Raw genomic sequence first — 12004 nt, 5'->3', positions numbered from 1 at the left:
TCCGTGAGAGCGCTTAGAGCTTGCCCATCACTTTCCCTTGGAAGCCGTAGATCTCTAACTTACCGGTGTAACGCACTAACTCGACGCTGCGCGACTGACCCGGTTCAAAACGGGTGGCGGTGCCTGCTGGGATATTGAGTCGAAAACCTTTAGTGGCTTCTCGATCAAAAATCAGCGAAGGGTTTGCTTCATAGAAGTGGTAATGAGAACCAATTTGAACAGGACGATCGCCAATGTTTTGAACCTTTACGGACGTCGTGTCTCGACCTTCATTGAGAGTGATGTCACCGGGAGCGGTTTCTACTTTTCCGGGTACGAAGCCTGAATATTGTTTGGTGGAACCAGCCATATTACTTCTCCCTACACGATAGGTTCATGAACGGTCACCAACTTGGTGCCATCAGGAAAAGTAGCTTCGACTTGTACATCTGGGATCATGGAAGGGATCCCCTCCATAACGTCATCAACGGTAAGCAGTGTGCGTCCAAAATCCATCAATTCCGAAACGGTTTTACCCTCACGGGCACCTTCAAGAATGGCACTGCTGATCAGCGCAATAGATTCTGGGTAGTTGAGTTTTAAGCCTTTTTGTTTGCGCTGCTGTGCCAGCATTCCTGCGCAGAAGATAAGTAACTTGTCTTTTTCTCTTGGTGTTAATTCCATTTAGCCACCCGCTGTTAGTGTTGTTTTCTTATTGCTCAAAAAGCATGAGCAGTAAGTGGGATTCAATTACAGCAAGCTTGAAAAAATGTACCGAGGGCCGGAAGGCGCCCCCGGTACAAATAGGGCTAATCGCTAAGTCGCCCAAATCCTTGGTAAATCAGGAGTCGTACCACATAAATGAGAGCGAGTTGCTTGCCAAATCTGACCAAAGGCTTGGAGGATATCCTCACTCCAATTCCCCAAGGCTCGCACCACAATCAATCCTTCTATCTGAGTAGCGCCCAATATTAATGTGGGTTCACTCGACGTTTTTGATGTAACTGATTGCTGTGAAGCTTGCTGTGTAATAGATAAGAGCAAGCTCTGTACCAACTCTAAATCTTGCTTCTCATTTGAGGTGATATAAAAGGTTCCCATCATTGAAAAATCAAGTAACCCCATATTTATCATCAACTTATCTCCACCATGAAAATTAAAACCTTCAGTAAGAAGCCTTTGATTATCAAGATAGATTTCCGTTTTCCCAACAAGGTGACCTCGCTCAAATCCCTCATTCTGTGCAGGTCGTCCAAAACAGTGCATCTCCCACCCCCAAAACTGTGCACCCTTTTCTAGACGAATGTCAGTGTCTAGGCGCACGTGTGCATTGGGGAAAAAGATGTTCTCTTGCGGCATCCATTCCAAGCGCGCACCTTTCTTGACGCGCAGGGTTTGCTTCTGCTTGGCGTACTTATTGTTAGAACGATAGAACTTGGTCGCACCGGGTGTGGTGATCAACGTATGAGCACCGCTTTCTACGGTTGCCTCAATATTAAGAGTGTCACCACCTACCACTCCGCCGGGGGGATGAAGTAAGTAGGTGTGACACGTTTCCCCATCAGGATACAAGGGACGTTGCACCGCAAGCGGACCAGACTGCTGACGATTCTTTAATACGGTTTTGTCACCACGGTCGACAAAGGTGAGGTTTAAGCTCGCTTGCCAACCATCTCGAATATCTTGTTCGATGGTCTCATTCAGAGACAAGGCTTCTACTAAAGAAGCGTTCCTTACTTCATTCGGAGAAAAGAGAGAATTCATACGGTTAGGTACTCCTTAATCAAGGACTCATTGAGCCCTTTCATTTCACCTTCAGCCACCTGACGCCCACGGTCGAGAATACAAAAACGGTCACCGACCTTTCTCGCAAATGGCAGCTTCTGCTCTACCAACAGAACCGTGAGCCCCATCTTCTCGTTGAGCATACGAATGATGTCTCCAATCTCTTGTACAATATTGGGCTGAATACCTTCTGTTGGTTCATCCAAGATCAATAGCTTTGGATTAACCACCAACGCACGCCCAATTGCGAGTTGCTGCTGCTGACCACCAGATAAGTCACCACCGCGGCGATGCAGCATCTCTTTCAAGACAGGGAAGATATCGAAGATGAACTCTGGAATCTTACGATCGCCCTTCTCTCGAATCGGCAAACCAACCTCTAGATTTTCTTGAACCGTGAGCATCGGGAATATCTGACGACCTTGCGGCACATAACCGATCCCTTGGCGAGGACGATCCTCGGCGTCGGTTTTTAGTAGCGACTCACCCGATAAAGAGATGTCACCACTTTCAACCTTAATCAGCCCCATGATACATTGCAGCAAGGTGGTTTTACCGACGCCATTGCGGCCCATTAACACCGTGCATTTGCCTTCTGGGATCTTCATATCCAAGTCCCATAAGGTGTGGCTCTCACCGTAATATTGATTAACTGATTTAACCTCTAGCATCCTATTCTCCAAGATAAACTTGTTTAACTTCAGGGTGAGCCTGCACTTGGTCCATGGTGCCTTCTGCCAACACGTGACCTTGGTGCAACACCGTCACATGACTGGCGATAGAGCGCACGAAATCCATATCGTGTTCAACCACGACCACTGAGTGCTTACCTGCCAGTGAGTTAAGTAACTCAGATGTGCGGTCCATCTCTTGGTGAGTCATACCTGCAACGGGTTCATCCACCAGCAACAGCCTAGGGTTTTGCATCAGTAACATGCCGATCTCTAACCATTGCTTTTGCCCGTGAGACAGGTTGCCTGCCAAGTTAGCCGCTTCGTCTTTTAAATGAATCAGCTCAAGCACAGAGGTCAGTTTGTCTTTCTGCTCGCCAGACATCCCGGCAGTGAAAGTCGCCCACACCGAGCGATCACCTGCCATGGCTAATTCAAGGTTTTGCCACACGGTTAAACATTCAATCACGGTCGGCTTTTGGAACTTGCGTCCAACACCTGCATTAGCAATTTCAGCTTCGTTCATCTTGAGTAGATTGATGTTCGAACCTAACCAAACTTCGCCAGCGTCTGGCTTAGTCTTCCCGGTGATGATGTCCATCATGGTGGTTTTACCGGCGCCATTAGGGCCGATGATGCAGCGCAGTTCGCCCTCTTTGATATAGAGATTGAGGTCGTTTATCGCTTGGAAACCATCAAAGCTTTTATTGACGCCTTCAACATACAACAGCACGTTATGACGAGTATCGATGGCAGGATGAATATCAGGTTTAAGATAATCAAACACTTCATCTCGACGAGTGAACGCCTGAACCGATTCCTTTACGCTATTAAATGTGGTCATGCGATCGCCTCCTTTCCTCTATGTTGATCATCCTTATCTTGTCCTTCGCCTTTCGAGTTCGATGCCTTGCGCAGCTGTTGCCATTTTTCGCTAACAAAGCCAATCACACCTTGTGGGAAGTACATAGTCGAGAGAACGAATAGACCACCGAGGGCAAATAACCACACCTCAGGGAACTCAACGGTAAACCAGCTCTTGGCGTAGTTGATGATCAGGGCACCAACAATGGCACCAAACAGAGTGGCGCGGCCGCCTAAGGCAACCCAAACCACAATTTCAATCGAGTTAAGCGGTGCAAATTCACCTGGGTTGATGATGCCGACTTGAGGCACATAGAGCGCGCCAGCAATACCCGCGATAACCGCAGACAAAACGAAGACCCAAAGCTTAATGCCATCGACGTCGTAACCCATAAAGCGGGTGCGAGATTCAGTATCACGAATCGCTAAGGCCACACGTCCTAATCGACTGGTCACGACCATGCGACACGCTATATAGCTAAGGATGAGCAAGATACCCGTCGCGACAAACAGACCAATCTTGACCGCATCACTCTGTAAACTCAGGCCAATGATGTCTTTAAAATCCGTCAGTCCATTGTTACCACCAAAGCCCATCTCGTTGCGGAAGAACGCCAACATCAAAGCGTAAGTTAACGCTTGAGTCATGATCGAAAGGTAGACACCAGACACGCGAGATCGGAAAGCCAAATAACCGAACAAATAGGCCAATGCGCCCGGCACCAACACCACCATTAAGCAAGCAAACCAGAATTGATCAAAGCCCTGCCAGAACCACGGCAACGCTGACCAATCAAGGAACACCATGAAGTCAGGCAAAATAGGATCGCCATAAACCCCACGATCACCAATCTGGCGCATTAAGTACATGCCCATCGCATAACCGCCAAGCGCAAAGAAAGCACCGTGGCCTAAGCTCAGTATGCCGAGGTAGCCCCACACCAGATCGAGCGCCAACGCCAACATCGCATAGCTTAGGTATTTGCCCATCAGCGAGATAGTGAAAGTCTCGACATGAAGCGGGTGTCCACTTGGTAACACGGTATTAGCCAGTGGGATAAGAATCACGGCCGCAAGAATGGCAAGGATGGTCAGTTGGCCACCTTTATCACCACGCATCGCCGAAAGTACAAATGATTTAGACTGCATGATGTTGTCCTTAACCTTCAGCCGCACGACCACGTTGCGGGAACAATCCGCGTGGGCGTTTTTGAATAAATAGAATGATGAAAACCAGCACTAGAATCTTGGCAAGTACTGCGCCAGCCCAAGGCTCTAAGATCTTATTGAACAAACCAAGGCTTAAGCCTGCGACTAATGTTCCCCACAAGTTGCCTACTCCGCCGAACACCACCACCATGAAAGAATCGATGATATACGCTTGCCCCATATTCGGGCCAACGTTAGTCAGTTGAGAAAGTGCCACACCCGCGACACCCGCCACGCCAGAACCTAAACCAAAGGTCATCGCATCAACTCGTTCAGAACGAATGCCCATCGCGCGCGCCATACCACGGTTTTGAGAAACGGCACGAACCTGCAAACCTAGTGGTGTCTTTTTCAGAACCATTAATAAGCCCATAAACACCAAACCACAGAACAAGATGATATAAAGTCGGTTGTAGGTCAGAGATAACATTGGGTTCAATTGAAGTGCGCCAGACATCCATTCAGGTGTGCTCACTGAGCGGTTCAAAGGAGAGAAAATCGAGCGAACGGCTTGCTGCAAGATCAAGCTAATACCAAAGGTCGCGAGCAAGGTTTCCAATGGGCGTCCATAAAGATGACGAATCACACTTCGCTCAATCGCAATGCCCACTAAGCCAGACACAATGAATGCCGCTGGAATGGAAAGTACTAGCGCTAGGCCAATATGATTCGGCATCAACAACTGCAATACATAAGTGGTGTAAGCGCCAATCATGATCAGCTCGCCATGAGCCATGTTGATAACGCCCATCACACCAAAGGTAATCGCTAAGCCAATGCCCGCCAGCACCAATACCGAGCCTAAGCTCAAACCGAAGAATACTGTTTCTACACCCGAATAGAGTGCTTGGCTTTGTTGATAATCATCCATCGCTCTCTCTGCTGCCGCCAAGACTTTTGGGTCTTGTTCGCTGTTGAGCAATTGATTCAAGGTTTTGAGTACTACTGAATGTTTGAAGTCACCGACTCGGTCAATCGAAACCACACGATCGTCAACCGTGGCACTCTTATCAAGAGAAGTGAAAATGGCTAACGACAAGTCCATCAACTCAGCGACTTTGCCCTCTGACTCACTGGTTCTCAGCACAGCTAAACGATCGATGATGTTAGAATCTTTGGTACCGAGCAGATCCAGAACCGCTTTATAACGTACGTCTGGGTTACTGCTGTTGAGTCCAATAGAAGCAATTTCCCCGCGCAAGATGCCGCGAAGTTTGTTATTTACTCGAACCTTTTTAAACTGTCTAGCATTCTCGATACTGAGGCTTGATTCATCCCACACCGACTGAGCTGACGTCGCTGTTTTGATGCTTTGAATGAGGTAGAGCTGTTTATACTGCTCGCTCTGTTTATCACCAAAATAGTAAAGGTTTCCGTTTAACCAACCATCCAGAATAGGTTTCGACACATCTTCCGTTTGCGTCTCAATCACCCAATCAATAGCTAATTCTTTATCCGATGTTTTCTTACCAACTAGCGCCTTGGTAAAGCTAGCTTCATCCGTTATTCCAGCAAAAGCCAACTGAGCACTGACTGCCATAAGCAATAGCGCCTTAAATACGTTCAATAGGTTTTTCATCCCTGCTTCCTTAATCCATCGAGCTAGATATTGTTATTTTTGCTTGATGGATACGTGGATAATTATTGTTATCTGAAAAGTAATGAGCCTTCTCAGTTTGCTAAAGAAAAGGCTCATATTTATGGATCTAGTTACCGCCAGAACACTTCTTGGTTTCGACGTTAAACGCACCACATGAGAATGGCTTCGACCAGCTAGAGAACAATTTTGCCGATTCAGGTAAGTAACTCGACCAAGCATCACCCGCAACTAGACCTGTGGTTTCCCAAACGATATCGAATTGACCATCGTCTTGGATCTCACCGATCAGGACTGGTTTAGTTATATGGTGGTTTGGCAGCATGGTTGAGTAGCCGCCAGAAAGGTTAGGAACAGACACACCAATCAAGGCATCTTGCACAGATTCAGGATCGGTTGTGCCTGCATTAGTGACCGCTTGAGCCCACATGTTGAAGCCCACATAGTGCGCTTCCATTGGGTCATTGGTGACACGCTTTTCACTCTTTATGAACGACTGCCACGTTTCAACGAACTCTTCATTGGCTTCGGTATCAACACTCATGAAGTAGTTCCATGCGGCTAGATGGCCTACTAGTGGTTCTGTGTCCATGCCTGAAAGTTCTTCTTCACCAACAGAGAATGCAATAACAGGGATGTCTTCAGATGAAATGCCTTGTGCGCCAAGCTCTTTATAGAAAGGTACGTTCGCATCGCCGTTCACAGTAGAAACCACTGCGGTTTTCTTACCCGCTTCACCGAATTTTTTGATGTCCGAAACAATAGACTGCCAATCAGAGTAACCAAATGGCGTGTAGTTGATCATGATGTCTTCTTCTGTGACACCTTTATCTTTTAGGTAAGCCTCAAGGATCTTGTTGGTCGTGCGTGGGTAAACGTAATCGGTACCTGCTAGTACCCAACGTTCAACTTCAAGCTCTTCCATCAAGTAATCCACAGCAGGAATTGCTTGTTGGTTTGGCGCTGCGCCGGTGTAGAAAACGTTTTTAGAAGACTCTTCACCTTCATACTGAACTGGATAGAAGAGGATGCTGTTGAGTTCTTCAAAGACAGGCAGCATCGATTTACGTGATACCGATGTCCAACCACCGAACACCACGTCGACCTTCTCTTTTTCGATAAGCTCACGCGCTTTCTCAGCAAATAGCGGCCAGTTTGACGCAGGGTCAACCACAACAGGCTCTAGCTTCTTGCCAAGTAAACCGCCCTTTTTGTTCTGCTCTTCGATAAGCATTAGCACGGTATCTTTTAGCGTTGTTTCACTGATCGCCATAGTACCAGACAGTGAATGTAGAACGCCGACCTTGATGGTCTCATCAGCCGCAAGCACGGTAGCAGAAGAAAATGAAAGTGTTGTACACAGTGCAGCTAGCGATAAATTGAACACCTTGTTCATGATAGTACTCCATAATTGTATTTTTGTTATTCAATTACAGAGTTACAAGAAGAGTGCCAAACTTATAAATCAACAAGTTTATTTATAAGCTATTGTATTAATAGAATTTAAAATTAACTCACACCAGTAGAGTGCATAGTAATCATGTAACTATGTTTCATACTGGTGCAGCGGCGATAAGAATGAACCAAGATGACACATTCCTGTTCTTCAGATACAAAAAAGACCCAACACTTTAGTATTGAGTCTCTGGTATAACATCACCGATAGTCGTTCAAACCATGCAGTTTAAGGCTATTCCGCTGGTTGGAATTCGAATTTTACTCTCGATTTAGACTTAAGCTCGTTGCAATCGCCATTGCAAAAATAGCTCGCGGCACCACAGGCTTGAAGCTTCTCAAGTTGGCAGCGGCATTCAGGGCAAAACCCAACTTTAGTAAAGTGAGCCTGACAAGTTTCACAATGATATTTACCATCCCAACCAAGCTCAGACTGACACTTAGGGCAGATATTTTCACTCATTAGCATTTCCTAATTCACTACTCTGTTTACAATCTACTACTGCTGGGATTTAGCTTGCTTGATTTGGTACATGTTCTTATCAGCTTGTGCAATCAACTGGTCTAATCCTTGAGGCTCTTTCTCACAAGAAAGCCCGACACTCACTGAAAACTGCACATCATTGATATAAAGCGCTTGTTGCAGTGCTTTTTCTAAGCTGTGATAGAAGCTAACAACGCTTTCTTGATCATCAAAACAAGAGAACACCACAAACTCATCACCACCATAACGTCCTATCTTGGCACAGGCTGTAGTTGCCTCATCAAGAACCTCAGCAACCGCCAACAACACATCGTCACCGAAACTGTGGCCATAGGTATCATTTATCGATTTGAACTTATCGACATCAACAAACAGACACGCCATCACCTTTTGTGCAAAACAGCGCTTAGTTAACACTTTTTCGGCTTCATTGAACAATGCCCGACGATTCAAACAGTGAGTTAGAGAATCACGATTGGCGAAAAAGTTAAGCTGATTCTCCAGCTCAAACTTCTCTAGTGCGACCGAATACAGAGACGCTAATAGCTCTAAGATCTCGAGCTCAAATTCATGTGGTTCAGAGATGTACTGACTATAAATAGCAAAGGTACCCAAAACATTACCGCGCGACGAGATAATGGGTACCGACCAACAGGCATGCAGATTGGCTTGGCTGGTTAAGGCTAAGAAAGGCGCCCAGTTTGGGTGTGCATTTATATTGGAGACCATCACTGCTTTCTTAAGCGCAGCTGCCTCACCACAGGAACCAATCCCGGCACCAATTCCCACCCCTTCTATCTGTTGATTGTAGAAATCAGGCAGGTTGGGGGCATATTCAAGATGTAGAGTCTTTGATTCGGAGTTGAGCAGTAAGATTGAAGCCATACGCTGACCAAAAAGCAGCTCAGTAAGCTGAATGATCTTATGGTTTAAGTCCTTGCGATCCATCCCAAGGGCAAGCTTCCGAAGCAAACTATTGACTGCTCGGTGGCCTTCTAATAAAAATTGTTGTTCCATTCGCTAAAGCTTTCAATTGTGTAATTGGGTACAGCTTGTTCTTATGCAAGCTTGTTATTGGTTAATAATAACACACTAAGTTAGTACCACACACAACCGAAGATCATAGGTTGATCTTTCGCTTTATCTATTTTGATCAGCGATCTACCCCAAAAAGAATATTTATATCACCACACACCGAAAGCATAAGTTACATGTGCTGCATTTCAATTTTAAATGGTCATTTATATCAAAAGTGACATTTTAAAACAGAATATACAGCACAACCCATTTCGATCTGTAGTCTAAATCATCGAATTACATGCGTCAGCATTTCAATATGCTGGTCATCTAGCTGGGTTAACTTAACGGATAATGTCTTAAGTTCTGAGGTGTTCTCGATGTGAGTACCACCACACGGAATAGACACCAAAGTATCGCTATCCAACTGCCATTCCCAATAGCGAGAGTCTGTTAATGTCTCGCCTTCCAGTCGCATCGCAACTGGTGTCGGCTCTGCAAGCCAGCCCGCAATCATCTGGTTGATGTCAGCTTCAATGCCATCTAGGTTTGCTAGCATGTCTGCAACGTTCAAACCGCGCTTCTTCAGGGTTTTGCCTAAACGATACTTATCGGTACACAGCTCTGGAGTCACAAAGCTCGTCACCTGTGCATAGCTATTGAAATCGTAGCTGCCAAGCGGATCTTTTCTGTCCGCATCTTTACGCCAGTAGCTTTCAGCCAATACTTTATTCAGGGCTAGAAAAGCGATGTGGCCAGCACTGTGACCACGGCTCAAACTGGCTTGATATTCTTTATCAACCGACAACACGACTTCGTCGCTAACCTTAATCATAGAAGCAGATGCGGGTAGCTGGTGGACAACCACAAACGCCCACCCTTCCGTATCACGCTTAACAGGAATATCTGCTGCGATATGAAGCTTGTCAGTAGATTGTTCTATTGCACCAACAAGGCACTCCTCCACTGGATATTGAACGTCACCAACAGTCACAAAGCCTTGGTCTGCCGGATGATCAGGCCAAATATGGCTAACAGGGTGGAAAGGTGTTACGTCGGTGATCAAGTAAGTTTTACTGTCATCACTTTCAACGTACAGCGCTTTAGCATTGAACTGCCAGGCCTGATGACAAAATTTAGTGATGGTTGGTGTGATTGCTGACGCAGGTGTAATCAAATCGCTAGTAGTCATATCGTTCTTCTTTGGGAATCTAGTCTGATTCGTTAAGCCATGATGATAAAAATATATTTTTATGGCTTAACGTGAATTTTGCTTAAAAAAATACCCGAGACAGGCTCGGGTATCAAATCTATTGGAAAGGTTTACTTACGACCTTTAACCATGCTCATCATACGTTTACGTTTGCGTTCTTGAGAAATTGTCAGCTTGTTTGTCTTAGCTTCAAATGGGTTCTCGCTGTTCTGGAACTGAATGCGAATAGGTGTACCCATAATTTCTAGTGAACGACGGTAGTAGTTCATCAAGAATCGTTTGTATGAATCTGGCAAATTACGAACTTGGTTACCGTGGATAACGATAATCGGTGGGTTGTAGCCACCAGCGTGCGCGTATTTCAGTTTCACACGACGGCCACGAACCATAGGCGGTTGGTGATCATCAGTCGCCATCTTCATGATACGAGTTAGCACAGAAGTACCAACACGAGTCGTCGCTGACTTGTAAGCTTCTTGTACAGACTCAAACAAGTGACCAACACCAGTACCGTGAAGTGCAGAGATAAAGTGAATACGTGCGAAATCAACGAAACCTAAGCGACGGTCTAGCTCTTTCTTAACGCGTTCTTTCACGTCGTTATCTAGGCCATCCCACTTGTTTACAGCAATAACAATTGAACGACCCGCGTTCAACGCAAAGCCTAACAAGCTTAGATCTTGATCAGAGATGTTTTCGCGAGCATCGATAAGCAGCAATACAACGTTGGCATCTTCAATCGCTTTCAGTGTTTTAACTACTGAGAACTTCTCTACCGTTTCGTTGATGTTTTTACGACGACGAACACCCGCAGTATCGATTAGAACGTATTCACGCTCATCACGTTGCATTGGGATATAGATAGAGTCACGAGTTGTGCCTGGCATATCGTAAACAACCACACGTTCTTCACCAAGAATACGGTTAGTTAGTGTTGATTTACCTACGTTAGGACGGCCAATGATCGCTAGCTTGATTGGTTGATCTTGAAGACGCTTGAATTCTTCTTCAGCTTCTTCTTCTGTAAATTCAACCTGCTCTTCTTCTTCGTCTTCAAACTCAGTTAGATCGCTTACTTCGCCATTTTCCGCTTTTAGCGCTTCTGCGAATGGGTTAAGAGCAAGGTCAATCAGTGCAGTAACGCCACGACCGTGCGCCGCAGCGATTTGGTACATGTCTTCTACACCTAGTTGCCAGAAGTCAGCACTTGCAGCATCAGGGTCGATACCATCAACCTTGTTTACTACTAGCATTGAAGGCTTTTCTAGTTGACGTAGGTGCTTAGCAATCGCTACATCAGATGGTGTTAGACCAGCACGGCCATCTACCATAAATAGAACAACATCAGCTTCATCAATCGCTGCTAGCGACTGTTCAGCCATTTTAGTTTCAACACCTTCTTCGGTACCGTCGATACCGCCAGTGTCAATAACAATAAAGTCATGCTCGCTAAAATGAGCATGGCCGTATTTACGGTCACGCGTTAAGCCAGGGAAATCCGCAACCAATGCATCACGAGTTCGAGTCAATCGGTTAAATAACGTAGATTTACCTACGTTCGGACGCCCTACTAGAGCAACAACAGGTACCATAACAACCTCTACAATTTCTTCTCTAAATGTAGTTATAGGTAAGCACTTGTTCGCAAGTTTAAACTCTTACCTATAACCACACGGTTTATTAATTTTTAACAACAAAACGGCTCCTGGCTGTTACCAACCAGGAGCCGA

Annotated in this window: 12 protein-coding genes; all 12 read right to left on the bottom strand. The window is 45.7% G+C overall.

Annotated elements, in window-relative coordinates:
• Positions 1-13 precede the first annotated feature (13 nt).
• A complete protein-coding gene (locus CWO13_RS18800) occupies positions 14-349 on the bottom strand; it encodes an urease subunit beta (RefSeq protein ID WP_108083376.1) in 336 nt (111 codons plus the stop codon).
• An 11-nt stretch (positions 350-360) separates the two neighbouring features.
• On the bottom strand, positions 361-663 hold the full coding sequence (gene ureA / locus CWO13_RS18795; RefSeq protein ID WP_004735119.1) for an urease subunit gamma: 303 nt from the start codon (positions 661-663) through the stop codon (positions 361-363).
• 132 nt (positions 664-795) lie between these two features.
• On the bottom strand, positions 796-1743 hold the full coding sequence (locus CWO13_RS18790; RefSeq protein ID WP_108083375.1) for an urease accessory protein UreD: 948 nt from the start codon (positions 1741-1743) through the stop codon (positions 796-798).
• On the bottom strand, positions 1740-2435 hold the full coding sequence (gene urtE, locus CWO13_RS18785; protein WP_108083374.1) for an urea ABC transporter ATP-binding subunit UrtE: 696 nt from the start codon (positions 2433-2435) through the stop codon (positions 1740-1742). Before urtE ends, CWO13_RS18790 begins: the two co-directional genes overlap by 4 nt.
• Position 2436: 1 nt before the next feature.
• On the bottom strand, positions 2437-3279 hold the full coding sequence (gene urtD / locus CWO13_RS18780) for an urea ABC transporter ATP-binding protein UrtD (protein ID WP_107899058.1): 843 nt from the start codon (positions 3277-3279) through the stop codon (positions 2437-2439).
• Positions 3276-4448 carry an urea ABC transporter permease subunit UrtC gene (gene urtC, locus CWO13_RS18775; RefSeq protein ID WP_107899059.1) on the bottom strand — a complete coding sequence of 391 codons (1173 nt, stop codon included), beginning with the start codon at positions 4446-4448 and terminating at the stop codon, positions 3276-3278. The genes urtD and urtC overlap by 4 nt, the downstream gene beginning before the upstream one ends.
• 10 nt (positions 4449-4458) lie before the next feature.
• The gene (urtB, locus tag CWO13_RS18770; RefSeq protein WP_108083373.1) at positions 4459-6087 is read right to left on the bottom strand and encodes an urea ABC transporter permease subunit UrtB; all 1629 of its coding nucleotides are present in this window, start codon (positions 6085-6087) and stop codon (positions 4459-4461) included.
• Between the two features lie 127 nt (positions 6088-6214).
• Positions 6215-7501: an urea ABC transporter substrate-binding protein gene (urtA, locus tag CWO13_RS18765; protein ID WP_108083372.1), complete on the bottom strand. Its 1287-nt coding sequence runs from the start codon at positions 7499-7501 to the stop codon at positions 6215-6217.
• A 294-nt stretch (positions 7502-7795) separates the two neighbouring features.
• The gene (locus CWO13_RS18760) at positions 7796-8023 is read right to left on the bottom strand and encodes a zinc ribbon domain-containing protein (protein WP_102431877.1); all 228 of its coding nucleotides are present in this window, start codon (positions 8021-8023) and stop codon (positions 7796-7798) included.
• Positions 8024-8059: 36 nt separating this feature from the next.
• Positions 8060-9061, bottom strand: a complete 1002-nt coding sequence (locus CWO13_RS18755; protein ID WP_102431876.1) for a sensor domain-containing diguanylate cyclase — start codon at positions 9059-9061, stop codon at positions 8060-8062.
• A gap of 289 nt (positions 9062-9350) precedes the next feature.
• Positions 9351-10253: a metal-dependent hydrolase gene (locus tag CWO13_RS18750; RefSeq protein ID WP_108083371.1), complete on the bottom strand. Its 903-nt coding sequence runs from the start codon at positions 10251-10253 to the stop codon at positions 9351-9353.
• A gap of 131 nt (positions 10254-10384) precedes the next feature.
• On the bottom strand, positions 10385-11866 hold the full coding sequence (gene der, locus CWO13_RS18745; RefSeq protein WP_017629857.1) for a ribosome biogenesis GTPase Der: 1482 nt from the start codon (positions 11864-11866) through the stop codon (positions 10385-10387).
• Positions 11867-12004 lie beyond the last annotated feature (138 nt).

The organism is Vibrio sp. ZF 223 (assembly GCF_003050585.1).
Classification (GTDB): Bacteria; Pseudomonadota; Gammaproteobacteria; order Enterobacterales; family Vibrionaceae; genus Vibrio; species Vibrio crassostreae.
The sequence above is the reverse complement of the archived record's forward strand: the minus strand, read 5'-3'. Positions and strand labels throughout refer to the sequence as shown.

What these genes read in the sequence shown, in the direction of transcription:
- CWO13_RS18800 (WP_108083376.1), bottom strand. Translation starts at nt 349, where the DNA reads ATGGCTGGTTCCACCAAACAATATTCAGGCTTCGTACCCGGAAAAGTA.
- ureA (WP_004735119.1), bottom strand. Translation starts at nt 663, where the DNA reads ATGGAATTAACACCAAGAGAAAAAGACAAGTTACTTATCTTCTGCGCA.
- CWO13_RS18790 (WP_108083375.1), bottom strand. Translation starts at nt 1,743, where the DNA reads ATGAATTCTCTCTTTTCTCCGAATGAAGTAAGGAACGCTTCTTTAGTA.
- urtE (WP_108083374.1), bottom strand. Translation starts at nt 2,435, where the DNA reads ATGCTAGAGGTTAAATCAGTTAATCAATATTACGGTGAGAGCCACACC.
- urtD (WP_107899058.1), bottom strand. Translation starts at nt 3,279, where the DNA reads ATGACCACATTTAATAGCGTAAAGGAATCGGTTCAGGCGTTCACTCGT.
- urtC (WP_107899059.1), bottom strand. Translation starts at nt 4,448, where the DNA reads ATGCAGTCTAAATCATTTGTACTTTCGGCGATGCGTGGTGATAAAGGT.
- urtB (WP_108083373.1), bottom strand. Translation starts at nt 6,087, where the DNA reads ATGAAAAACCTATTGAACGTATTTAAGGCGCTATTGCTTATGGCAGTC.
- urtA (WP_108083372.1), bottom strand. Translation starts at nt 7,501, where the DNA reads ATGAACAAGGTGTTCAATTTATCGCTAGCTGCACTGTGTACAACACTT.
- CWO13_RS18760 (WP_102431877.1), bottom strand. Translation starts at nt 8,023, where the DNA reads ATGAGTGAAAATATCTGCCCTAAGTGTCAGTCTGAGCTTGGTTGGGAT.
- CWO13_RS18755 (WP_102431876.1), bottom strand. Translation starts at nt 9,061, where the DNA reads ATGGAACAACAATTTTTATTAGAAGGCCACCGAGCAGTCAATAGTTTG.
- CWO13_RS18750 (WP_108083371.1), bottom strand. Translation starts at nt 10,253, where the DNA reads ATGACTACTAGCGATTTGATTACACCTGCGTCAGCAATCACACCAACC.
- der (WP_017629857.1), bottom strand. Translation starts at nt 11,866, where the DNA reads ATGGTACCTGTTGTTGCTCTAGTAGGGCGTCCGAACGTAGGTAAATCT.